The organism is Streptomyces sp. NPDC058000, from assembly GCF_042886435.1.
In the GTDB taxonomy this organism is placed as follows: domain Bacteria; phylum Actinomycetota; class Actinomycetes; order Streptomycetales; family Streptomycetaceae; genus Streptomyces.
This window is the reverse complement of the sequence record NZ_JBHVQS010000029.1, coordinates 1-22,222: the sequence shown is the minus strand read 5'-3', so window position 1 is coordinate 22,222 and position 22,222 is coordinate 1. Positions and strand designations below refer to the sequence as shown.

The 22,222-nt window shown below is 72.5% G+C and carries 17 protein-coding genes; 11 read left to right on the top strand and 6 right to left on the bottom strand.

The window, feature by feature from the left end; translation table 11 throughout:
- Nucleotides 1-71 precede the first annotated feature (71 nt).
- The 8 genes from ACFVT2_RS25380 to ACFVT2_RS25345 all read left to right on the top strand — a co-directional run bounded on the left by ACFVT2_RS25380 (nucleotide 72) and on the right by ACFVT2_RS25345 (nucleotide 9,273).
- Nucleotides 72-1,343 (top strand): histidine kinase, encoded by a 1,272-nt coding sequence (locus tag ACFVT2_RS25380; protein ID WP_390021596.1) that lies wholly within the window; start codon nucleotides 72-74, stop codon nucleotides 1,341-1,343.
- Nucleotides 1,334-1,981 carry a LuxR C-terminal-related transcriptional regulator gene (locus tag ACFVT2_RS25375; RefSeq protein WP_390021594.1) on the top strand — a complete coding sequence of 216 codons (648 nt, stop codon included), beginning with the start codon at nucleotides 1,334-1,336 and terminating at the stop codon, nucleotides 1,979-1,981. The genes ACFVT2_RS25380 and ACFVT2_RS25375 overlap by 10 nt, the downstream gene beginning before the upstream one ends.
- 303 nt (nucleotides 1,982-2,284) lie before the next feature.
- On the top strand, nucleotides 2,285-2,530 hold the full coding sequence (locus ACFVT2_RS25370; RefSeq protein WP_362302111.1) for a DUF397 domain-containing protein: 246 nt from the start codon (nucleotides 2,285-2,287) through the stop codon (nucleotides 2,528-2,530).
- 91 nt (nucleotides 2,531-2,621) lie between these two features.
- Complete coding sequence (locus tag ACFVT2_RS25365) at nucleotides 2,622-4,622, top strand: RNA polymerase sigma factor (RefSeq protein ID WP_390021592.1); 2,001 nt, start codon at nucleotides 2,622-2,624, stop codon at nucleotides 4,620-4,622.
- 236 nt (nucleotides 4,623-4,858) lie between these two features.
- A complete protein-coding gene (locus ACFVT2_RS25360) occupies nucleotides 4,859-5,770 on the top strand; it encodes a metal-dependent hydrolase (protein ID WP_390021590.1) in 912 nt (303 codons plus the stop codon).
- Between the two features lies 1 nt (nucleotide 5,771).
- Nucleotides 5,772-7,193, top strand: a complete 1,422-nt coding sequence (locus ACFVT2_RS25355; RefSeq protein ID WP_390021589.1) for a PDR/VanB family oxidoreductase — start codon at nucleotides 5,772-5,774, stop codon at nucleotides 7,191-7,193.
- Between the two features lie 407 nt (nucleotides 7,194-7,600).
- The gene (locus tag ACFVT2_RS25350) at nucleotides 7,601-8,296 is read left to right on the top strand and encodes a TetR/AcrR family transcriptional regulator (protein ID WP_390021587.1); all 696 of its coding nucleotides are present in this window, start codon (nucleotides 7,601-7,603) and stop codon (nucleotides 8,294-8,296) included.
- A 464-nt stretch (nucleotides 8,297-8,760) separates the two neighbouring features.
- Nucleotides 8,761-9,273, top strand: a complete 513-nt coding sequence (locus ACFVT2_RS25345; protein WP_390021586.1) for a GNAT family N-acetyltransferase — start codon at nucleotides 8,761-8,763, stop codon at nucleotides 9,271-9,273.
- Nucleotides 9,274-9,336: 63 nt separating this feature from the next.
- Here ACFVT2_RS25345 and pulA read toward each other — a convergent pair whose 3' ends face one another.
- From pulA to ACFVT2_RS25315, 6 genes are all read right to left on the bottom strand, one after another.
- Complete coding sequence (gene pulA / locus ACFVT2_RS25340) at nucleotides 9,337-11,967, bottom strand: pullulanase-type alpha-1,6-glucosidase (protein ID WP_390021696.1); 2,631 nt, start codon at nucleotides 11,965-11,967, stop codon at nucleotides 9,337-9,339.
- A gap of 258 nt (nucleotides 11,968-12,225) precedes the next feature.
- Nucleotides 12,226-13,272 carry a LacI family DNA-binding transcriptional regulator gene (locus ACFVT2_RS25335; protein WP_390021585.1) on the bottom strand — a complete coding sequence of 349 codons (1,047 nt, stop codon included), beginning with the start codon at nucleotides 13,270-13,272 and terminating at the stop codon, nucleotides 12,226-12,228.
- Entirely contained in the window at nucleotides 13,260-15,131 is a 1,872-nt protein-coding gene (locus tag ACFVT2_RS25330) for a glycoside hydrolase family 13 protein (protein ID WP_390021584.1), read from the bottom strand. Before ACFVT2_RS25330 ends, ACFVT2_RS25335 begins: the two co-directional genes overlap by 13 nt.
- Nucleotide 15,132: 1 nt before the next feature.
- Complete coding sequence (locus tag ACFVT2_RS25325; protein WP_390021583.1) at nucleotides 15,133-15,969, bottom strand: sugar ABC transporter permease; 837 nt, start codon at nucleotides 15,967-15,969, stop codon at nucleotides 15,133-15,135.
- Nucleotides 15,970-15,971: 2 nt separating this feature from the next.
- Nucleotides 15,972-16,907 carry a carbohydrate ABC transporter permease gene (locus ACFVT2_RS25320; RefSeq protein WP_390021582.1) on the bottom strand — a complete coding sequence of 312 codons (936 nt, stop codon included), beginning with the start codon at nucleotides 16,905-16,907 and terminating at the stop codon, nucleotides 15,972-15,974.
- A complete protein-coding gene (locus tag ACFVT2_RS25315) occupies nucleotides 16,904-18,178 on the bottom strand; it encodes an extracellular solute-binding protein (RefSeq protein WP_390021580.1) in 1,275 nt (424 codons plus the stop codon). Before ACFVT2_RS25315 ends, ACFVT2_RS25320 begins: the two co-directional genes overlap by 4 nt.
- Before the next feature lie 222 nt (nucleotides 18,179-18,400).
- Between ACFVT2_RS25315 and ACFVT2_RS25310 the strand changes: the two genes are divergently transcribed.
- The 3 genes from ACFVT2_RS25310 (at nucleotide 18,401) to ACFVT2_RS25300 (ending at nucleotide 22,154) form a co-directional block, all read left to right on the top strand.
- On the top strand, nucleotides 18,401-20,050 hold the full coding sequence (locus ACFVT2_RS25310) for a glycoside hydrolase family 13 protein (RefSeq protein WP_390021579.1): 1,650 nt from the start codon (nucleotides 18,401-18,403) through the stop codon (nucleotides 20,048-20,050).
- A 25-nt stretch (nucleotides 20,051-20,075) separates the two neighbouring features.
- Nucleotides 20,076-21,140, top strand: coding sequence for a LacI family DNA-binding transcriptional regulator (locus ACFVT2_RS25305; protein WP_390021577.1), 1,065 nt, complete (start codon nucleotides 20,076-20,078; stop codon nucleotides 21,138-21,140).
- Between the two features lie 156 nt (nucleotides 21,141-21,296).
- Nucleotides 21,297-22,154: a phosphatase PAP2 family protein gene (locus ACFVT2_RS25300; RefSeq protein WP_390021576.1), complete on the top strand. Its 858-nt coding sequence runs from the start codon at nucleotides 21,297-21,299 to the stop codon at nucleotides 22,152-22,154.
- Nucleotides 22,155-22,222: the final 68 nt, after the last annotated feature.

The window sequence follows — 22,222 nt, the reverse complement described above, 5'->3', positions numbered from 1 at the left end:
TGGCGTTCTCCTACGCGGCAGACTGTCCCCGCGCCCGAGGTCCGGTCGCGTGAAGCCCAGGGAGCGTACGGATGAGGGTCCGCAGAACACTGGTCGTCGCGGCGAGGGGGCTGGCGCTGGCGGTGGCGGTGGAGGCGGGATCGGTCGTCCTGTTGGTGCTGATCCTGCTGTCGATGGCGCTCATGGTCATCGGCGTGGGGATCCTGACCACGCCGCTGGTGCTGTCGTGGGCCCGCGGCTACGCCGATCTGCGACGGGTGTGGGCGGACGAGCAGACCGGGGTGCGGATCCCGGCCGGGTACCGCCCGTTCCCTCCGGGGCTGCGGCGCGGGCCGGTGGGCCAGTGGCGGCGCTGTGCGGTGTTGCTCCGGGACCCGGCGACGTGGCGTGAACTGCTGTGGCTGCTGGTCGATCTGACGGCCGGTCTGGCGCTGGCGCTGCTGCCGTCGTCGCTGCTGGTCTACGGTGCCGGGTTCGTGCTGCTGCCGGCGGCGCAGGGGCTGACCGGACTGGGCAGCGAACTGCTCGGTTTCGGGTCGCTGACCACCGACCACCCGGTGCTGCTGGCGGTCGCGCCGGTGCTCGGCGCGGGGCTGTTGGCGTTGGCGTGGCGAGCCAACCCGGCGCTGCTGCGGGCGCACTTCCAGTTGGCGGCGGCGTTCCTGACCCCGCCGAAGGCGGAGCTGGCGGCCCGGGTGGCGCGGCTGACCGAGACCCGGCACGACGCGGTGGACGTCTCCGCGGCCGAGCTCCGCCGGATCGAGCGCGATCTGCACGACGGGGCGCAGGCGCGGCTGGTGGCGATGGGGATGAGCCTGGGCACGATCGAGGCGCTGATCGAGAAGGATCCGGCGCGCGCCAAGGAGATGGTGGGCCGGGCCCGGGCGTCGTCCGCGGAGGCCCTCACCGAACTCCGCGACCTGGTGCGCGGGATCCACCCGCCGGTACTGGCCGAGCGCGGCCTGGGGGACGCGGTGCGGGCGCTGGCCCTACGGGCGGAGGTCCCGGTGGAGGTGACGGTGGAGCTGCCGCGGCGGCTGGCGGCGCCGGTGGAGTCGGCGGCGTACTTCGCGGTCAGTGAGCTGCTGACGAACGCCGCCAAGCACTCCGGGGCCGACCGGGTCGAGGTGGACATCCGGCACGTCGACGGGCGGCTGCTGGTCACGGTGTGCGACAACGGGCGGGGCGGCGCCGGGGTGCGTCCCGCGGCGGCCGGTGGTGGTACGGAAGGGTCCGGGCTGCGGGGGGTGGAGCGCCGGCTCGGTACATTCGACGGCGCCCTCGCCGTCAGCTCTCCCGCGGGCGGCCCGACGCTGGTGACGATGGAGATCCCGTGCGCGTAGTGATCGCCGAAGACCTCTTCCTGCTGAGGGACGGGCTGGTCCGGATGTTGGAGGCGTTCGACTTCGAGATCGTGGCGGCGGTGGCGTCGGGACCCGAGCTGAGCCGGGCGCTGGCCGAACTGGAGCCGGATGTGGCGGTGGTGGACGTCCGGCTGCCGCCGTCGTTCACCGACGAGGGGTTGCAGTGCGCGCTGCACGCCCGCAAGGCCCGACCGGGGCTGCCGGTGCTGGTGCTGTCGCAGCACGTGGAGCAGCTGTACGCCCGGGAGTTGCTGGCGGACGGCAGCGGCGGGGTGGGCTATCTGCTCAAGGACCGGGTCTTCGACGCGGAACAGTTCGTCGACGCGGTGCGCCGGGTGGCCTCCGGGGGGACCGCGATGGATCCGCAGGTCATCTCGCAGCTGCTGTCGCGGCGCGCCCGGGACCGGCCGATGGCGAAGCTGACGCCGCGCGAGGTGGAGGTGATGGAGCTGGTGGCGCAGGGCCGGTCCAACGCGGCGATCGCGGCCCGGCTGGTGATCACGGAGCGGGCGGTCGCCAAGCACACCTCCAACATCTTCGGGAAGCTGGCGCTGCCGCCGTCGGACGACGACAACCGCCGGGTGCTGGCGGTCCTGGCCTATCTGGACCGCGGCTGAACGGCCCGGAAAGGGACGGCGAGGGGCTGACGCCCGCTCGCGTGCGCGGGCGACGCCTCGCTCGCGGACCCGCTACGCGCCGCCGAGCGGTCGCCGCGTACGGCTGCCGCGTACGGTCGCCGCCGGTGCGGCGAATTTCGGCCAATTGGCGCGGTGAACCGAGGGGCACGCCTCCCCTGCACCGGCCGCCGTGTGTCGCCAACTCCCGTGACGGGCACCGCGGACCGCCGGGTTCCGCCGCTGGAAGGTCTCCTGAGCGCCGCGTACGCTGACCGGCACTGCACACGAGCAAGGGGAGCAGACATGGGCACCGCAGCCGACAAGGAATGGCTCTACGGCCTCGACATCTCCGACGTCACCTGGCAGCGCCCGCCCGGTGACCCCGACGCGGAGGCGGTGGAGATCGCCTTCCTGGAGCGCGGCGCGGTGGCGATGCGCAACTCCACCGACCCCGACGTCGTCCTGCGCTACACCGAGGCGGAGTGGCGGGCGTTCGTCCTGGGCGCCCGGGACGGGGAGTTCGACCTGGACCGTCACCAGTCGGCCTGACCCCGCCATCGGGCCCGCTCGGGGTGCGGTCACCCGTCCGGGTCGGCCGGCCACCCGGTGACCATCACAGGATTCACTCGTTCCACGGAATGTGGAGCAGCAGCAGGCGGCAACCCCGCGCCCGGACCGCACCTCCCCCGTCGGGCACGCCGACGGGGGTGAGCCCATCGATGTCGAGCAGGCCGAGGCGGCCCTGGTCGAGCACTACCCCCGGCTGGCCCGGCTGGCCTATCTGGTACTGCCACCGGGCCCCAGCCGCGGTCGGCGGGTGCTGGCCGCCCACGCCGTGGTGCAGCGGGCCCTGCCCCGGCGGGCCGACCCCGGGGCCGTATTGCCCGCGCAGCGCGGCGGGGATCCGGCCGTCGACCCCGGTTACGCCCTGATGCGGCTGCGGGTGCTGCGGGCGGCACTGACCGCCGGGCGGCGCCGGTGGCAGCCGCCGGCACCACTCCCCCAGGTCTGGGGCCTGCGGTTGTTCCCGCGCTCCGGCGGCGCCGACGAACTCGCCCTGGACCAGGCCCTGTCGACGCTCTCCGGGCCGGCCCGGGCGGCGTTCGTGCTGCGCGACCTGGAGCGGCTGTCACTCCAGGAGACCCGGCGGGTGCTGGAGGCCGCGGGCGTCACCGACACCCAGGAGGCACTGGCCGAAGCGGACCGGGCGGCGCTGCCGGCCGGGAGCCGGGACCGGGCGCTGCTGGAGTCGGTGGAGTTCGACCCGTGCGCCCTTCAGGCCCGCCCGACGGACCTGATCCGGCGCCGTCAGCACGGCCGGGCGGCGCTGGCGGCCGGCGTCGCGGTGCTGGTGTGCGGGGCGCTGCTGGGCCTGCCGGGCGAGGGGTGGGGCCCGGACGGCGCCGCGGCCCCGCCGTACGCCCAGAATGCCGCGGCCGAGGCGGCCCTGGACCCGGGCCGGCTGACGGTGTCCTCGGCGACCGCCTGGAAGACCGCGGCCCGGCCGGACTTCTCGGCCTGGCCGGCCCGCGGCGACCGGACCGGCGACAAGGCGCTGCTCCGGCGGGCGTTGGCGGTGTGGGCCCGGCCCGGCGCCCGGGTACCGGTCACCGCGACGCCCGGCACGCCCACCGGCCCCGCGGCCGGGCCGCCCCAACTCCTCTTCGCGGGCGTGGTGGACCACGCCGTGGTGGTGCTCTTCCACGACGGGCTACGGGTGGTGCGGTACGCCGAGCCCACCGACGGCCAGGGGCGGGCCGACGGCTCGGGGGCGACCTTGGACTTCGCACGGACGGACGGTGCGACCGCGGAAGCGGCGAGCGTCCTGGTGGCGGGCCGCACCGAGGGCAACGTCCGCTATCTGGCCGCCCCTTGGGTGACGTCGGTGCGCCTGGTGGACCTGCTGAAGCCGGCCGCGGCGGGCCAGCCGGTCGCCGTCGGCGCCGGCGGTCTGACCGCGCCCGTTCCGGCGCCGCGCGCCGAGGAGAACTGCACCGGCTGGCCCGCCCTCCGGGTCGGCGGCCGTCTGGACGGGCAGCCCGGCGGGGTGCCGGGCGGCCGGTCCGACGGCGAGCTGCTGACCGACCTCGGGGAGCTGTCCCCCGCCCGGCTCACCTACGGGCCGCCGGATGCGCCGGGCGCGGTGTCCGGGCCGGAGGGCCGGACGGCCTGGGCGCGGACCGCCTGCCAGTTGCCCGCGGTGCGTTCGCAGGGCGTGCGGACGGTGAACACCTGGCGGTTCGCCCAGCAACAGCTCCCCGGGGGCACGGGCGTCGCGGCCTGGTTGTGCACCCGGGCGGAGACCTGGCGCGGGGCGGGCAGTCGGACGATGGCGCAGTTCCAGGCGCCGCCGCCGAGCGGGCAGCCGTACGCGGCGGGTGCGGTGACCGCCCGCGCGGACGGCGGTACCGCCTGCGGCCCGCGGGCGCCCCGGGTGCTGTCGGGCGTGCTGTGGAAGAGCACCGGCGGCCAGTGGTGGCTGCTGGCGGCGGGCAGCGAACAGGTCACGTCGATCAGCGTGAGCGGCGGGGTGCAGGGGCGGACGTCCGGCCGGCTGCTGACGGTCCCCGCGACGGCGGGCGCCCATGCCGACCTGAAGGGCGAACTGGCCGGCGGCAAGAAGATGCGCGCGCTGCGCTGAGCCCTGGCGCCGGCATCAGGCACGCCGGCGGCGGCATCGGTCGCGCCGGCGGCGGCCGATGCGGCCGGCCGGCATCTTCATCTCCGCCCGGCGCTTCGTCTCCTCGTCTCCTCCTCCCGCCCCTTCCGCTCCTCCTTTTCCGTTCTCTCCCGCTGGCGTTTTCTCCCCCTCCCGTTTCCTCGTCTTTCGGTGTCCGGGGGGTACCGGCATTCCTTACCCGCCAGTACATTGACGCCATGTCTAATACGGCCTCGTTGCGGCCCCAGCCGGTCGCGTCCGAGCACACCCCGCTGAAGGCCCGCAACGTGGCCTTCGACTGGGCGGACACCCCTCTGCACTGGATCCCCGGCGATCCGTCCAGCACCCACACGATCAACGTCCTGCACCTGCTGCTGCCGGCCGGCGAGCGCTGGTTCGTGCACGTCTACAAGCAGGCGCTGCCCTATATCCGAGACCCCGAACTGCGCGCGGACGTCATCGGGTTCATCGGCCAGGAGGCCATGCACTCGCAGGCGCACGACGACGTCCTGCCGCACCTCAAGGAGCAGGGCCTGGACCCGACCCCGTACACCGCGCAGGTCGACTGGCTCTTCGAGAAGCTGCTGGGCGACCGGACGCTGCCGCCGGGGCGGGCCCGGGAGTGGTGGCTGCGGGAGCGGGTGGCGATGATCGCCGCCATCGAGCACTACACGGCCTTCTTGGGCGACTGGGTGCTCAACGCCCAGGAGCTGGACGCCAAGGGGGCCGATCCGACCATGCTCGACCTGCTGCGCTGGCACGGCGCGGAGGAGGTCGAGCACCGCTCGGTGGCGTTCGACCTCTTCATTCATCTGGACGGCGGGTACCGGCGACGGGTGCGCACTTGGGCAACGGCCTTCTCCGCGCTGGTATTCCTGTGGCAGCGCGGCACCCGGTTCTTCATGGAGAACGACCCGACGCTCGTGGGCGGGAAGGCCGCCGTGAAGGACTTCGTACGGGGCGGACGGCAGGGTGTCCTGCCCACCACCGGGGCGATAGCGCGCTCCATCCCCCAGTACCTGAGCCGCGCCTACCACCCCTCGCAGCACGGCAGCACCGAGCAGGCCCTCGCCTACCTCGACCGTTCGCCCGCCGCGACCGCCGCCGCTGCCGCCTCCGGAGGAGCCTGAGATGTCCGCGCCTGACCGTGTCCCCCAGCCCGCCGGCCGCGGTGGCCCGTCCCTCACGGGCGTGCCGCGGCTCCGTACCGTGTTGGCGGTCGCCGGGACCGCCCTGGTGGTCCGGCGGGCGCTGCGGCGACGGATCCGGCGGTCGCCGCTGTGGCCGCTGCCCGCGCTGGAACAGCCGATATCCGGAAGGGGCCGGGGGGCGGCCCGGGGAAGGGCCTGGGCGACCAGCCGTGAACGCGACCTGACACACCTGCCGCCGGACTCGGAGCAGGGGCGTCCGGCCCCGCTGTGGCTGCGGGTGGCCGAGCGGACGGAGGTGGCCGAGGGGGTGGTGGCCGTCCGCCTGGAGGGTGAGCGGCTCCCCGACTGGGAACCAGGCGCGCACCTCGATCTCGTGCTGCCCTCGGGCACCGTGCGGCAGTACTCGCTGTGCGGCGAACCGGCCGACGCCGTACGGGCGGACGGCGGGTCGTACACCCTCGCGGTCCGGCTGATCGAGGACGGTCGGGGCGGTTCGCGGGAGGTGCACGAGGCGCTGCGCGCGGGCCTGACCGTCGAGGTGCGCGGTCCCCGCAACCGCTTCCCCCTGGAGGACTGCCACGCCTACCTCTTCATCGCGGGCGGCATCGGCATCACCCCGATCCTCCCGATGGTGCGGCAGGCCGAGGCGGAGGGGGTGCCGTGGCGGCTGCTGTACTCGGGGCGTTCGCGCGCTTCGATGCCGTTCCTGGAGGAGGTCGAGAAGCTGGCCGGGGCCGGGGCCGGGGGCGGCGTCCAGCCCGGTGGCGGCGGTGCGCCGGGGGCCGGTGGTGGACGGCTGACCGTGGTCGCGGAGGACGAGGACGGGCGGCCCGATCTGGCCGCGGCGCTCGCCGACGCGCCCCCGCACGCCGCCGTGTACTGCTGTGGTCCCGAGGCACTGATGAACGCTGTGGCCGACCTGCTGCCCAACGGGCCGGAGGGGCTGACCCTGTACACCGAGCGGTTCGCACCGGCGGGGGGCGCGACGGGGCGCGTGGTGGGGGGCACGGGGGTGGGTTCTGCTTCCGGTTCAGGGGTCGGCTCCGGGGCGGCCTCAGGGTCGGGGGCCGCGCCAGGGGCGGAGGACGTGCCGGGGTCGGGGGAAGTGCCGACCGAGGACGTGGCGTTCGAGGACGTGGCGTTCGAGGTGGAACTGCGCCGGACCGGCCGTACGGTGACGGTCCCGGCCGGCACCAGCGTGCTGCGCGCCCTCCGCGAACAGGCCCTGCCGGACCTGCCGTACTCCTGCGAGGAGGGCTTCTGCGGCACCTGCCAGCAGCGGGTCCTGGCCGGTGAGGTCGAGCACCGCGACGAACTCCTGACGGACGCGGAACGCGAGGACTCGCTGCTGGTCTGTGTGTCCCGGGCGAAGCGGGGGACGGGGCTGGTGCTGGACCTTTGAGTCCGGGCGGCTGAGTCCGGGCGGCTGAGTCCGGGCGGCTGAGGTGGGCGCTGGCGTTGGCGTTGGCGTTGGCGTTGGCGTTGGCGTTGGCGTTGGCGTTCAACCCTTGGGGCCGGTCTCCCTTCGGGCCGGTGGAGTGTGCTCTCTTGGGGGTTGGTGGGGGTTTTCTCCCTGGGGGCCGGTGGGCGTGTGCTCCTTTGGGCGCTGGTGGGAGGGGGTCGCCCCTTGGGTTTTCCCCGCCGCCCATCCGGGCCTCTGGTTTTTCCCCCGCCGCCCACCCCCCTTCGGGGGGTGGGCGGGTCAGGAAGGGAGGCAGGGGAAGGCAGGGGCAAGGGAAGCAGGAGGCAGGCAGGAGGGGGAGGTTCGGGCGGTGGTGCCGCCGTGCGGCCGGTCGTTAGGGTGGGCGCATGACCACCGGGGCACGCCGCAGGATGGGGGTCGAGGAGCGACGGGAGCAGTTGATCGCCGTTGCGCTCGACCTCTTCAGCCACCGCTCCCCCGAAGACGTCTCGATCGACGAGATCGCCGAGGCGGCCGGCATATCGCGGCCGCTGGTCTACCACTACTTCCCGGGCAAGCAGCAGCTCTACGAGGCGGCGCTGCGGCGGGCCGCGGACGAGTTGACGGCCCGGTTCGTCGAGCCGCACGAAGGCCCGCTCGGCGCCCGGCTGTTGCGCGTCATGCAGCGGTTCTTCGACTTCGTGGACGAGCACGGGCCCGGATTCTCCGCGTTGATGCGCGGCGGACCGGCGATCGGCTCGACCCGTACCGGCGCGCTCATCGACGGCGTACGGCAGGCCGCGTTCACACAGATCGTCGCCCACCTGGACGTCCAGGACCCCTCGCCGCGGCTGGAGTTGGTGGTCCGTTCCTGGGTCTCGCTCGCCGAGACCACGGCGCTGCTGTGGCTGGACGGACGGCGGATACCGCGCGCCGAGCTGGAACGGCAGCTGGTGCACGACTTCGCGGCCCTGGCGGCGGTCAGCGCCGCGTACGACGAGCGGATGGCGCAGGTGGTGCGCCGGATGCTGGCCGACGAGCCCGCGGACGGGATGTTCGCGGATCTGGTGGGGCGGTTGTTGGAGCTCCCGCAGCCGGCGTGATGCCGGTGAGCGGCCGTGACCCTGGCTGAGCCGAACCCGCTTTCCCTTCGGGGGCGTCTCGGGGGCGCTTCGGGGAGTGCTTCCGGGAGACCTTCGGGAGTGCTTCCGGAGTGCTTCCGGAGTGCTTCCGGGATCGCCACGGAGGACGCCTCGGGGAGTGGTGTCCGTGTCGATCATGGTCGGGGTCGATTGTCAGACCCCTGCTCTAACGTCGTTGGCATGACAGCGAATTCATCTGCGGCGCCGGTCGGTCCGCTGCTCGCGATCGCGGAGGATCCGAGCGGTGGTTCGCTGGGGCTGGCGCTTCCGGAGGGCGAGCTCGTCCTCGACACCGCGCACGGGACGGCCGCCGAGCCACGCCTGTGGTGCGGGCGGGAGGACGAGGTCAGCGGGGCGGACCTCGGTGCGGAGGGGATGACGGGAGGGGGTGACGGGAGGGGGCAGGGCTGCGGCAGAATCCGGACATGGACGAGATCATTTATCGGCTGGCCGATGCGGGGGACGACCCGGCGGTTCTGGTCGGCCTACATGACACGGCGGCCCGCTGGATGGTGGAGCACGGCATCGACCAGTGGAAGCCGGGGGGCAAGGACGAGGAGCACTTCCGGCTGCGGATCAAAGAGGGGGAGGTCTGGCTGGCGGAGGTGGCCGGGCGGGTCGTCGGCGGCTTCGAGCTGTGGTGGGAGGACGAACCGGCGTGGGGTCCGCAGCCGCCGGTGGCGGGATATGTGCACCGGCTCATGGTGGACCGCTCGTGCGCTCCGGCCGGGACCGGGCGGGCGATGCTGGCCCGGGCCGAGCAGCGGATCGCGGAGTCGGGGCGGGCCTGGTCGCGCCTCGACTGCATGACGAGCAATCCGCGACTGCGGACGTATTACGAGGGGGCGGGCTATGCGGTGGCGGGAGAGCAGCCGTTCAAGGAGGGGAACGGGGGCAGCCGGTACGGCGTGACGTTGTTGGAGAAGCAGGTGGGGTAGGTGGGGGCCTTCCTGCCCCCTCCCCCTCCCCCTGCTCCCCCGCTCCCCTCCCCGACCCCCGCGTCAGCCGCGGCGGAAGACGGCGACGGTGCGGGGTGGGACGGTGAAGGTGCCCGAGGCCGGGTCGTAGGTGGCGGTCGCTGTGGTGTGGTCGGCGCCGTGGGCCTGGAGGGGGTGGAGGGCGTAGGGCCGGCCGGTGAGTGCCGGGACGGTCTGGGCCTGTCGTTGTGGGGTGGCGTTGAAGACGATGACGAGGTCGGCCAGGCGCATGGTGAGGACGCCGGGGGTCTCGTCCGGGCCGGAGAGGGGGAAGGAGAGGGCGGACTGGACGGCGGCGGTGGTGGCCAGGCCGAAGGCCGGTTCGGTGGCGTGGATGCGCAGGAGGTCGCGGTAGGCGGCCGAGGCCGCGTTCTGGGTGGCGCAGTCCGGGCGGAGGGCCGGGTCGGCCAACAGGGGCTTGGCGTAGGGCCACTTGTCCTTGTTGTCGGCGGCCGGGGGCAGTCCGCGGCCGAATCCGTTGTCGGCCGTACCGCCCCGGGTGGTGGCGTCGGTGCAGGCCCAGTGCAGGGCGTTGAACCAGTCACCGCTGTTGAAGGAGTTGCGGTCGAGGGACTTGGAGCGCAGGAGGTCGGAGCCGGCCTGGGAGAGCGCCGGGCCCTGTGAGAGGGCGGCGGTCGCCAGGGCGACGACCTGCATCCGGGCGCGGTCGGCGGCGGGGGTGCCGGGCGGCAGCTTGTAGGCCAGGGCGTCGTAGAGGGTTTCGTTGTCGTGCGCGTCGACGTAGGCGAGGGCGTCACCGGGGGCGGCGGCATAGCCGGCGGGGGCGCCGTTGTAGTCGATCTGGGCGCCCGTGACCCGTCGGCCCGTGGTGTCGGTGAAGGCGTAGTCGGCGAGGTTTCCGGTGAGGCCGACCTTGATGAGGTCCTGGTAGTGGAGGAGGCGGGCGCGCTGGGCGGCCGGATCCCCGTTGTCCGGTGCGGAGTTGGGGTCGGTGTACAGGCCGGAGGCGAAGCCCTGGATGCGGGGGTCGGCGTCGAAGGGGCTGCCGCCGCGGACCGCGTCCCGGGCCCGGTCGCTGAAGGTGGCGATGCCGGTGCCGGCCATGTTGCGCTGGGTGGCCTGGACGAAACGGGCGTCGTTGGCGGCCTCGCCGAAGTTCCAGCCCTCTCCGTAGAGGATCACCGACTTGCCGTCGACGCCGTCCCGGGCCGGGGTGAGGGCGTCGAGGGCCTTGCGGACGGCGAGGATGTTGGCCTTGGGGTGGTGGCCCATGAGGTCGAAGCGGAAGCCGTCGACCTTGTACTGCCTGGCCCAGGTGACCACGGAGTCGACGACGAGCTTGCCCATCATGGTGTGTTCGGGTGCGGTGCCCGCACAGCAGGTGGAGGTGGCGACGGTGCCGTCGTCGAGCAGGCGGTGGTAGTAGCCGGGCACGATGCGGTCGAGGACGGAGTGCGGGTCGTCCTGTCCGGCGGCGGCGGTGTGGTTGTAGACGACGTCCATGACGGTGCGCAGGCCGATGCCGTTGAGGCCCTGCACCATGCGGCGGAATTCGACGGTCCGGGCGGTTCCTTCGGGGTCGGAGGCGTAGGAGCCTTCCGGGACGGTGTAGTGCAGCGGGTCGTAGCCCCAGTTGTAGCCGTCCCGGTCGGCCGTCCTGGCCACGCACTCCTGCTGGCGCTCGGAGTCGGCGGGCAGGGCGGGCAGGTCGCAGTCGGGGCGCTGCTGGTCGGCGCGGCGTTCGGGGACGGAGGAGAAGTCGAAGGCCGGCAGCAGGTGGACGTGGGAGGTACCGGCCGCGGCCAGGGCCTTCAGGTGACGCATCCCGGCGGAGTCGGTGTCGGTGAAGGCGAGGTACTGGCCGGGGTGGCGCGAGGAGCGGTCCTCGATGGAGAAGTCGCGGATGTGCAGCTCCTGGATGCGCGCCCGGCGCAGCGGTACCGGAGCGGGCTTGCGCAGCGTCGCCCAGCCCTTGGGGGCGAGTTCGGGGTCGGCGAGGTCGACGACGAGGCTGCGGGCCGAGTTGGCGGTCAGGGCGGTGGCGTACGGGTCGGTCACCGCGTTGGTGACGGTCCGGCCGGCGCTCGGTGCCCAGACGGTGACCAGATAGCGGTACGGCTTCCCGGTCCAGTCCCGGCCGCCCCGTACGCTCCACACCCCGGTTGCGTCGTCCCGGCGCATCGGGACGCGGCGGCCGGCGAGTTCGAGGGCGACGGTGCGGGCGGTGGGCGCCCAGACGGCGAGGGTGGGGCGGCCGGCGTGGAACACCGGTCCCAGGGCGGCGTGTTGGGCGCGGGTGCCGTAGAGGTCGTCGAGGACGCCGGGGATCTGCACTCCGGTGGTGCGGGGCCCGTCGGTGGTGCGTTGGGTGGCGATCAGCCGCTCCCGTAGGGCGGTGGGGGCCAGGGCGCGGTCGCGGGGGTCGACGGTGAACGCCGGGTAGCCGGTCAGGTGCGGGTAGGCGACCCGTTCGGCGGGGCTGAGGGTGCCGGGGGTGAGGCGGATGCGGCCCGCGGTGCGCCCTGTAGGGGCTCCGGGTTCACCGAACTCCATTTGGGCGTCGGCAACTTGGGCGCCCTTCCAGACCACGGTGGTGCGGTCGATCCACTGGGCCTCGGCCTTTGCCTGGTCGCCTGGCGGGGCGGCCTGGGCCCGGGGTTGCGGCGGGAGGGCCAGCGCGGCGGCGCCGGCCAACAGGGCGAGGACGGCGGCTATCCGGCGGCGGACGCGGTGTGCGGTGGAGGGCATGGCCCCTGGTTGTAGTCGCGACGAAGGATTGCTGCAAGACCTTTCGCAAGAGATTGCAACGGTGTTACGTTCCAGGCGAGTCGGTCCGGCCGGCCGGAGGTCCACCGCACGGTGGTCCCTACGCGCCCGGCCGGCCGGACCGGCCGCCAAGTGAGGCCCTCCCCCCACAGCCCGATTGACGCAACCAGCCCGATTGACGCAACGTCAGCTACGGACCGACCCCGTGGAGCCGCGCACCACCAGCTCGGGCTGGAAGACGAACTCGGTGCGCTGGACGGGATTTCCCTGGATCTCCTCGATCAGCGCACCCACCGCCGCGGTCGCCATCGCCTGCACCGGCTGCCGCACCGTGGTCAGCGGCGGGGCGGTGAAGGCGATCAGCGGGGAGTCGTCGAAGCCGACGACGGAGAGCCGGCCGGGGACGTCGATCCCCCGTTGCCGGGCCGCGCGCACCACGCCCAGCGCCATCAGGTCGCTGCCGCAGACGATGGCCGTACAGCCGTCGTCGAGCAGCGCGGCGGCCGCGGCGTGGCCGCCCTCGACGCTGAACAGGGTGTGCTGGACGCGCCGTTCGGCCTGCCCCCTCGACAGGCCGAACGACTCCTCCAGGGCCGCCACGAAGCCCTCCGCCTTGCGCCGGGAGGGCACGTAGCGGACGGGTCCGACGGCCAGTCCGATGCGCTCGTGGCCCAGTTCGGCGAGGTGGCGCACGGCCATCCGGGCCGCGGCCCGGTCGTCGGGCGAGACGCAGGCCGCGTCGACCCGGTCGTTGTAGCCGTTGATCAGGACGTAGGGCACACCCCGGGAGGTGAGGCGGGTGTAACGGGAAGGGTCGGCGGCGGTGTCGGCGTGCAGGCCGGACAGGAAGACGATGCCGGTGACGCCGCGCTCCTCCAACTGCTCGACGAGTTCGTCCTCGGTGGCGCCGCCCGGCATCTGGGTACACAGGACCGGTGTGTAGCCGTGGCCGGCCAGGGACTGCTCGATGATCTGGGCGAAGGCCGGGAAGATCGGGTTGGTCAGCTCCGGGATGACCAGGCCGACCAGTCCGGCGCTCCGCCGTCGCAGCCGGACCGGGCGTTCGTAGCCGAGGAGGTCGAGCGCGGCGAGCACCCGCTGGCGGGTACCTGCCGCCACGCCGGCCCGGCCGTTGAGGACACGGCTGACAGTCGCCTCGCTGACCTGCGCCTGGGCGGCGATGTCGGAGAGGCGCGGGGTGGGTCGGGATGCCGGACGGGTCACTCCGCCCACCAGATCGTGGTGTCGGCGGGAATTTCACGAAGTTCAGAAACTTCGCGATTTCCGGGAACAGCCTTGTCGCGCGGGGCGTTGGACAGTTGACAGGCGGCGGAGAGAGACGGAGACACCGAAGCGGAGGACGAAGGGGAAGGCGATGGGGATGGGGACGGGGATGGGGCTGGCGACGAGGAAGAGGAAGGGGATGCGGGGAATGCGAGAGAAGAAAGGGACGGAGCCGGGGCGGACGTCGTGGACGGGGCAGCCGGGGTGGTTGCCGCGAACGGGGCGCGGGAGGAGAGGAGTTGGCGTACGGGCGGCAGCGCCAGTCGCACGGCCTCCGCCGTGGTGTTCACCGTGCAGAGCAGACCACCGGGTCGCCGGAAGACCAGCACGCCGTCGGGGGCGGCCAGCCACTCGACCGCGTCCCCCGCGCCGAGGCCGGGGTGGGCGCGGCGCATCGCCAGGGCGCTGCGGTACAGCTCCAGGGTGGAGGCCGGGTCGCCGGTCTGGGCCTCGACGGTGAGGGTGGCCCAGTCGTCGGGTTGGGGCAGCCAGGTGTCGCCGGCGCCGAAGCCGTACGGGGGTTCCGTGCCGCTCCAGGGAAGCGGTACGCGGCAGCCGTCGCGGAGGCCGTCCTGGCCGCTGGCGCGGAAGAAGGACGGGTCCTGGCGGACCTCGTCGGGGAGGTCGGTGACCTCGGGGAGGCCGAGTTCCTCGCCCTGGTAGAGGTAGGCCGAGCCGGGCAGCGCCAGCATCAGCAGGGTGGCGGCGCGGGCGCGGTCCAGGTCGTCGCCGAGGCGGGTGCGGTGGCGTACGACATCGTGGTTGGAGAGGACCCAGGTGGCCGGTGCGCCGACGGCGCCCAGGGCGGTGAGGGAGGTGTCGATGGCGGTGCGGAGTTCGCCGGCGTCCCACTGGGTGCTCAGGTAGTGGAAGTTGAAGCCCTGGTGGAGTTCGTCGGGGCGGACGTAGCGGGCGAGCCGCTCGATGCTGGGGGCCCAGGCTTCGGCGACGCCGATCCGCTCCCCCGGGTACTCGTCGAGGATCGCCCGCCAGGAGCGGTAGATGGCGTGCACGCCGTCCTGGTCGAAGAAGGGGAGAACCTGTGAGCCGATCAAGCGGGCCTGTTCGCCGTGGCCGATGTCGGGGAGGCCGGGGGCCTTGACCATGCCGTGGGCGACGTCGACGCGGAAGCCGTCGATGCCCAGGTCGAGCCAGAAGCGGAGGATCGAGCGGAACTCGTCCTGGACGGCGGGGTGGTCCCAGTTGAAGTCGGGCTGTTCGGGGGCGAAGAGATGGAGGTACCACTCGCCGTCGGACAGGCGGGTCCAGGCGGGGCCACCGAAGACGGACTCCCAGTCGTTGGGCGGGAGTTCGCCGTTGTCGCCCCGGCCCTTGCGGAAGTGGAAGCGCTCGCGCAGGACCGAGCCGGGCCCCTCGGACACCGCGCGGCGGAACCACGCGTGCTGGTCCGAGCAGTGGTTGGGGACGATGTCGATGATGATGCGCAGACCCTGGTGGTGGGCCTCGCGGATCACCGCCTCGGCATCCGCGAGGGTGCCGAAGAGGGGGTCGGTGGCGCGGTAGTCGGCGACGTCGTAGCCGGCGTCGGCCTGCGGGGAGGAGTAGAAGGGGCTCAGCCAGACGGCGTCCACGCCCAGGTCTCGCAGGTGGCCGAGCCGGCTGCGGATGCCCGGCAGGTCGCCCATGCCGTCGCCGTTGCCGTCGGCGAAGCTGCGCGGGTAGATCTGGTAGATCACGGCGTCGCGCCACCACTCCGTGGCCGGAGCGGCCGTCCCGGCGGGGGTGTTCCCCGGGTGGGAGCGCCCGGAAGGGGCGGCGTCGGGTGTGGGGCTGTGCTGTCGGGTCATGTCATCCCTTGGTGGTGCCGGCGGTCAGTCCGGAGACGAGGTGGCGCTGGGCGAAGGCGAAGACGAGCGCGGCCGGTACGGCGATGATCACGGCGGCGGCGGTCATCGAACCCCAGTCGCTGCTGTACTGGTTGACGAAGGTCTGCAGCCCGCCGGCGAGGGTGAGGTTCTCCTCGCCGGTCATGAAGGCGGAGGCGTAGGCGACCTCGGCCCAGGCCGTGACGAAGGTGTAGAAGCCGGTGACGGCGAGGCCGGGGCGGGCGAGCGGGAGGACCAACCGCCAGAAGGTGCCGAAGGGGTTGAGGCCGTCGACCCGGCCCGCTTCGTCGATCTCCACCGGGATGGTGTCGAAGAAGCCCTTCATCATCCAGGCGCAGAACGGGACGGCGATGGTGAGGTAGGTGAGGACCAGACCGAGGGGTTGGTTGAGCAGACCGAGGGAGGCGAGCAGGTTGTAGAGCGGGACGATGAGCACCGCGACCGGGAACATCTGGGTGATCAGCAGCAGCCACATCAGCGGCCGCATGCCGGGGAAGCGGAAGCGGCTGACGGCGTAGCCGGTGGTGGCGGCGGTGAAGACCCCGATGACGGTGGTCAGGCCGACGACGACCGCGGAGTTCCCGAACCAGGTCAGGAAGGAGGTACCGGTCAGGACGTGCGTGTAGTTGTCGAGGGTGAAGTGGGTGACGAGGCTGGTGGTGAAGGCGTCGTTCTTGGGCTTGAAGGAGGTCACCAGCAGCCACAGCGGCGGGAAGACCGCGATGACCGCGGCGAGCGTGAGGGTCAGGTGCAGTCCGACCGAGGCCAGCCAGTGCCGTTCGGAGCGTTTGCGCGCCATGGTCACCACACCTCTCCCTGCTTGCGCAGCGCCCGGCGGTAGCCGACCGCGACGAGTGCGAGGAGGACGAGGATGACCACGCCCCAGGTGGCGGAGGCGGAGAAGTTGCGGGGGCTGTCGACGAAGGAGAGCCGGTAGGCGTAGGTCACCAGGATCTCGGTGGCGTCGCCGGGTCCGCCTCTGGTGAGCAGGAAGATCACCGGGAACATGTTGAACGTCCAGATGGTGGAGAGCAGGAGCACGGTGCCGCTGACCGCGCGCAGACCGGGCACGGTGATGTGGCGGAAGCGCTGCCAGGCGCCCGCACCGTCCATCTCGGCGGCCTCGTAGAGCTCGCCCGGGATGGACTGCAACCCGCCGAGCAGCGCGACGAGCATGAAGGGCACGCCCAGCCAGACGTTGACCGCGATGACCGAGAGCTTGGCCCAGGTCGGGTCGTTGAGCCAGGGGACGGCGTCGATGCCGCCGCCGGTCAGCAGCTTGTTGAGGATGCCGTTCTTCTCGTTGTAGAGCATCCGCCAGGTGAAGACGGAGATGAAGGCGGGGACGGCCCAGGGCAGGATCAGCGCCAGGCGGTAGACGGTGCGGCCGCGTAGTTGGCGGTTGAGCAGGTTGGCCAGGGCGAGGCCGGTGAGGAAGGTGAGGGAGACACACCCGACGGTCCACAGCACGGTCCAGCCCAGGCGGTCCCAGAAGACGCCGTCGGTCAGCACCGCCCGGTAGTTGTCCAGGCCCGTGAAGTGGTAGGTGGCGGGGATGTGGTTCATGCCGATCGAGCGCTCGACATTGGCCTCGTTGGCGTCGGTGAGCGAGAGGTAGACGCCGCGGACGAGGGGGATGCCGATGATGACGCCGATGACGAGGACGACCGGGGCGGCCATCGTCCAGGCGTACCAGTGGGTGCCGAACGCCCGACGGATCCGGGCGGTGAGCGTCACGTGTAGTCCTTGAGCAGCTTCCGGTAGGCGTCCCCGACGGTCTTGGCGGCCTGTTCGGGGGTGGCGGTGCCGGTGAGCACCTTGTTCATCTGGACCTTGAGCGGTTCGAAGAGCGAGTTGCCCTCGGCGATCCAGGGGCGCTGGACGGCGCTGTCGACGGCGGGCTTGAAGAAGGCGACCATCTCGTTCCGCTTGACCGACGGAACGTCGTAGACCGACTTGCGGGTGGGCAGCAGGCTGAGCTTCTCGGTGGTCTCCTGTTGGACCTTCGCGGAGCTCATGTACTTCACGAAGGCATAGGCGGCCTGGAGGTTCTTGCTGCCGGCGTAGACCGAGAGGTCCCAGCCGCCCTGCGGGGAGCCCTGGGCGGCGGATCCGCCGGGGACGGGGGCGACGCCGAGGTTGTCCTTGTCCTGGAACGCCTTGCCGGCGCGGGCGCCCTCGATGTCCCAGGGGCCGTCGATCGCCATCGCGGCGGTGCCGTCCTTGAGGGCCTTGAGCTGGTTCTCCTGGCCGTCGGTGGCGTCGGTGACGGCGGCCTTGGAGTCGACGAGCTGCTTGAGCGTGCGGAACGCCCGGACGCCGGCGGCGTTGTCGATGGTGACCTTCTTATGGGCCGCGTCGACCATGTCACCGCCCTCGCCGTAGAGGTAGGGCAGGAACCAGTAGGGGTCGTCGCCGCGCAGGTAGAGGGCGGTGGCGCCGGTCTTGGCCTTGATCTTCTGGGCGGCGGCGGTGAGTTCGGCGACGGTCTTGGGGACGGGGACGCCGGCGTCCTTGAGGAGCTTCTTGTTGTAGAAGAGCGCGAGGGTGTCGATGACCTGCGGCGCGGCGTAGGTCTTGCCGCCGAACTTGGTCGAGCCGACGGCCTGCGGGAGGTAGTCGCCGGTGTTGTCCAGGGCCGGGGTGCCGTCCAGCGGGGCGAGGTAGCCGAGGTTGGCGAAGTCGGCGACCCAGGCGACCTCGGTGCGCATCACGTCGGGGGCGCCCGCGCCGCCGCCCGCGGCGTTCTTGAACTTGGCGTTGGCGTCGCCGAACGGGACGTTCACATAGGAGACGTGGACCTTGGGGTGTTCCTTCTGGAAGCCTTCCGCAAGCTTCCGGTAGGTGGCCTTCTCGGCGTCGTTGGAGGTGTCCCAGAAGGTAACGGTTCCGGACAGTTCACCGCCCGCCGCACTGCCGCCGTCACCCCCGCTCCCGCATCCCGTCGCCGCCAGTGCCAGGCCCGCTACCAGCGCGGTGGCGAGAGCGCCACGTATGCCACGCCGCATGTGAACTCCTTAGGGAAAGCCTCGGTTGGCGGTCTGGAACGTAACAGCGCCGAAAACAAACCGAAAGATGTTGCGAGATTTTTCTGCAAGAAATCTGGAAGAGGTTGCGGTGCGATGGCCGGAACGGGACCCACCGAGCCCCTGGCGCACCGTCACCCGCCGCCCGCCCGAGCGTTGATTCCGTGGAAGCACCTTCGCCTCATGACCTGACAGGGACGGCAGATGACCCAGGAGCTCACTTCCCCCAGCCCCGCCCCCCAGGCCGCCGGACCGGACCGAGGTCGGGGATGGTGGCGCGACGCCGTCATCTACCAGGTCTACGTCCGCTCCTTCGCCGACAGCGACGGCGACGGCATCGGCGATCTGCGCGGGGTGCGCGACCGGCTCCCCTACCTCAAGGAACTGGGCGTGGACGCCGTCTGGCTCACCCCGTTCTACGCCTCGCCGCAGGCCGACGGCGGGTACGACGTCGCCGACTACCGCGCCGTCGACCCGCTCTTCGGCGACCTCCAGGACGCCGACGAACTGATCCGCGTCGCGCACACGCTGGGCCTGCGGGTGATCGTGGACGTCGTCCCCAACCACACCTCCGACCAACACCCGTGGTTCCAGGACCCGGACCTGGCCCGGCAGCGCTACGTCTTCCGTCCCGGCAAGGGCGACCACGGCGAACTCCCGCCCAACGACTGGGAGTCGGTCTTCGGCGGCCCGGCCTGGACCCGCACCGACCGCGGCGACTGGTACCTCCACCTCTTCGCGCCCGAACAGCCCGACCTGGACTGGGAACGGCCCGAGGTGCACGAGGAGTTCGCCGCCATCCTGCGCTTCTGGCTGGACCTGGGCGTGGACGGCTTCCGGATCGACGTGGCGCACGGCATGGTCAAGGCACCCGGCCTGCCCGACATCGGCCACGGCGAGCAGGCCCGGCTGATCGGCAGTCAGGTGCTGCCCTTCTTCGACCAGGACGGCGTACACGCCATCCACCGCGCCTGGCGCCGACTGCTGGACGGCTACGGCGAGAACTCCGGCAGGGAGGTCATCGGCGTCGCCGAGGCATGGGCCCCCAGCATCGAGCGGCTGGCCCTCTACGTCCGCCCGGACGAGCTCCACCAGGCGTTCAACTTCCAGTTCCTGAACACCGCGTGGGACGCCGAGGCGCTGCGCGGGGTCATCGACTCCTCGCTGGCCGCCACCGTCGCCGTCGGCGCGCCCACCACCTGGGTGCTCTCCAACCACGACGTCGTCCGGCACACCACCCGCCTCGGCGGCGGCCTGGCCCGGGCCCGCGCCGCCACCCTGTTGATGCTCGCGCTGCCCGGATCCGCGTACCTCTACCAGGGCGAGGAGCTGGGGCTGCCGGAGGTCACCGACCTGCCCGCCGAAGTGCGCCAGGACCCGGCGTTCTTCCGCGGTCGGGTCGGCGGCGACGGGCAGGCGGCCGACGGTTGTTCCGGCGTCAGTGGCCAGGACGGCTTCCGGGACGGCTGCCGGGTGCCGCTCCCCTGGTCCGGCGAGCTGCCGCCGTACGGCTTCGGGCCGGGTGGCAGCTGGCTGCCGCAGCCCGCCGACTGGGACCGGCTGAGCGTCGCGGCGCAGACCGGCGACTCGGCCTCCACCCTGGAGCTGTACCGCAGTGCGCTGGAGCTGCGCCGCCGTCTGCCGGGCCTGGGCGACGGGGAGATGACGTGGCAGCCGGCCCCCGAGGGCGTCCTGGCGTTCCGTCGTCCCGGGGTGCTGTGCACCGTCAACACCCGCGCCCAGGACGCCGAGATCCCGCTGCCCGGGGAACTGCTGCTGGCCAGCGCGCCGGTGCCGGCCGGCGAGGCGTCGGCGGTGCTGCCCGGGGACAGCTGCACCTGGTGGGCAATCTGACATACGACCGGTACAGTCCATTTCCATGACCGCCCGGCTGGCCGATATCGCAGCGCAGGCGGGTGTCAGCGAGGCCACCGTCAGCCGGGTTCTCAACGGGAAGCCCGGTGTCTCCGCCACCACCCGCCAGTCCGTGCTTGCCGCCCTCGACGTGCTGGGGTACGAGCGGCCGGTGCGGCTGCGGCGGCGCAGCGCGGGCCTGGTCGGACTGATCACCCCGGAGTTGGAGAACCCGATCTTCCCGGCGTTCGCCCAGGTCATCGGGCAGGCGCTGACCCGCCAGGGCTACACCCCGGTGCTGGCCACCCAGACCCCCGGCGGCTCCACCGAGGACGAGCTCACCGAGATGCTGGTGGACCGCGGGGTGGCCGGCATCATCTTCGTCTCCGGACTCCACGCCGACACCTCCGCCGACATGGGGCGCTACGAGCGGCTGCGCGGCCAGGGGGTGCCGTTCGTCCTCATCAACGGCTTCTCCGACAAGGTGCAGGCGCCGTTCGTCTCCCCCGACGACCGGGCCGCGGTGGAGCTGGCGGTGACCCACCTCACCGCGCTGGGACACCGGCGGATCGGGCTGGCGCTCGGGCCCAAGCGGTTCGTGCCGGTGCAGCGGAAGATCGACGGGTTCCTGCGCTGCGTCCAGGAGCAGCTGGGCATCGATCCGGTGGCGGCGGAGCCGCTCGTCCAGCACTCCCTCTACACCCTGGAGGGCGGCCAGGCCGCGGCGGCCGCGCTGATCGAGCAGGGGGTGACGGCCATCGTGTGCGCCAGCGACATGATGGCGCTGGGCGCGATCCGGGCGGCCCGGCAGCGCGGACTGGACGTGCCGCGGGAGGTGTCCGTGGTGGGCTTCGACGACTCCCCGCTGATCGCGTTCACCGACCCGCCGCTGACCACGATCCGGCAGCCGGTGCAGGCCATGGGGCAGGCGGCGGTGCGGGCGCTGCTGGAGGAGATCGGCGGTACCCCGGCGCCGCACAGTGAGTTCGTCTTCCATCCGGAGCTGGTGGTGCGGGGTTCGACGGCATCGGCGCCGAAGGCGACGCCCGGGGCGGCGAAGGTGCCCCGGGCGCTGCGCGCCTCGCGGTGAGGGACGCCCCCGGAGCCCGTAGGGGGTGTGAGGGGCGGCCCGCCGGGGCAGCCCCCTAGGGGGGATCCCCTCTCCTCCTCCGGATCGATTCAGGGGGCCGTTAACCCGACTGGAGGATGATCGGTCGCGCGTCGCTTTCTGGCAGACTGTCTGCCTATGGGTGATGCGCATGTGAGGACTCTGGACGACCTGTCAGCCACCCCGCCAGCCAGTGGGGAGCGCGCGGTCCGTCCGGCGGACAAGGGGCGACTGGCCCGGTTGAGATCCCCGCGCTCCCCCCGTCTCTGGTTCGAGATCCTGCTGATCGCGGTCAGCTACTGGACGTACTCGATGATCCGCAACGCGGTGCCCGAGCAGAAGGCGCAGGCACTGCGGAACGCCGACTGGATCTGGCGGGCCGAGCACTCCTTGGGCATCGCCGTCGAGCACACCGTCAACCACGCCGTGAACTCGGTGACCTGGCTGATCGTCTCGATGAACTACTACTACGCGACGCTGCACTTCATCATGACGATCGGCGTACTGGTCTGGCTCTACCGCTGGCATCCCGGGCGGTACGCGGCGGCCCGGCTGGCGCTCTTCGCCACCACCGGCGTCGCCCTGGTCGGCTACTACTTCTTCCCGCTGGCGCCGCCCCGGCTGATGCCGGACGGCGGCTTCGTGGACACCGTCATCCAGCACGGCACCTGGGGCTCGATGGCGTCCGGGAACCTCGCGTCGATGTCCAACCAGTACGCCGCGATGCCGTCGATGCACATCGGCTGGTCGCTGTGGTGCGGCCTCACCATCGCGCTGCTGGCGAAGCCGATCTGGGCCAAGCTGCTGGGCCTGCTCTACCCGGCCACGACGCTGACCGTGATCGTCTCCACCGCCAACCACTTCTGGCTGGACGCGCTGGGCGGGGTGCTGTGCCTGGCGTTCGGCTACGCGCTGACCCTCGCGTGGTACGGGCGGCTGCCGCACCGGTTGGCGCGGTACGCGGGGGCCGCGGAGCTCGCACCCCTCAAGGCGTGACCCCGCGCGGGGCGTGACCCCGCGCACGGTGCGGCGGCGGGCCGCGGGCGGCGGTGGCTGCCCGCGGC

What these genes read in the sequence shown, in the direction of transcription:
- ACFVT2_RS25380 (WP_390021596.1), top strand. Translation starts at nt 72, where the DNA reads ATGAGGGTCCGCAGAACACTGGTCGTCGCGGCGAGGGGGCTGGCGCTG.
- ACFVT2_RS25370 (WP_362302111.1), top strand. Translation starts at nt 2,285, where the DNA reads ATGGGCACCGCAGCCGACAAGGAATGGCTCTACGGCCTCGACATCTCC.
- ACFVT2_RS25360 (WP_390021590.1), top strand. Translation starts at nt 4,859, where the DNA reads ATGTCTAATACGGCCTCGTTGCGGCCCCAGCCGGTCGCGTCCGAGCAC.
- ACFVT2_RS25355 (WP_390021589.1), top strand. Translation starts at nt 5,772, where the DNA reads ATGTCCGCGCCTGACCGTGTCCCCCAGCCCGCCGGCCGCGGTGGCCCG.
- ACFVT2_RS25350 (WP_390021587.1), top strand. Translation starts at nt 7,601, where the DNA reads ATGACCACCGGGGCACGCCGCAGGATGGGGGTCGAGGAGCGACGGGAG.
- ACFVT2_RS25345 (WP_390021586.1), top strand. Translation starts at nt 8,761, where the DNA reads ATGGACGAGATCATTTATCGGCTGGCCGATGCGGGGGACGACCCGGCG.
- ACFVT2_RS25330 (WP_390021584.1), bottom strand. Translation starts at nt 15,131, where the DNA reads ATGACCCGACAGCACAGCCCCACACCCGACGCCGCCCCTTCCGGGCGC.
- ACFVT2_RS25325 (WP_390021583.1), bottom strand. Translation starts at nt 15,969, where the DNA reads ATGGCGCGCAAACGCTCCGAACGGCACTGGCTGGCCTCGGTCGGACTG.
- ACFVT2_RS25315 (WP_390021580.1), bottom strand. Translation starts at nt 18,178, where the DNA reads ATGCGGCGTGGCATACGTGGCGCTCTCGCCACCGCGCTGGTAGCGGGC.
- ACFVT2_RS25310 (WP_390021579.1), top strand. Translation starts at nt 18,401, where the DNA reads ATGACCCAGGAGCTCACTTCCCCCAGCCCCGCCCCCCAGGCCGCCGGA.
- ACFVT2_RS25305 (WP_390021577.1), top strand. Translation starts at nt 20,076, where the DNA reads ATGACCGCCCGGCTGGCCGATATCGCAGCGCAGGCGGGTGTCAGCGAG.
- ACFVT2_RS25300 (WP_390021576.1), top strand. Translation starts at nt 21,297, where the DNA reads ATGGGTGATGCGCATGTGAGGACTCTGGACGACCTGTCAGCCACCCCG.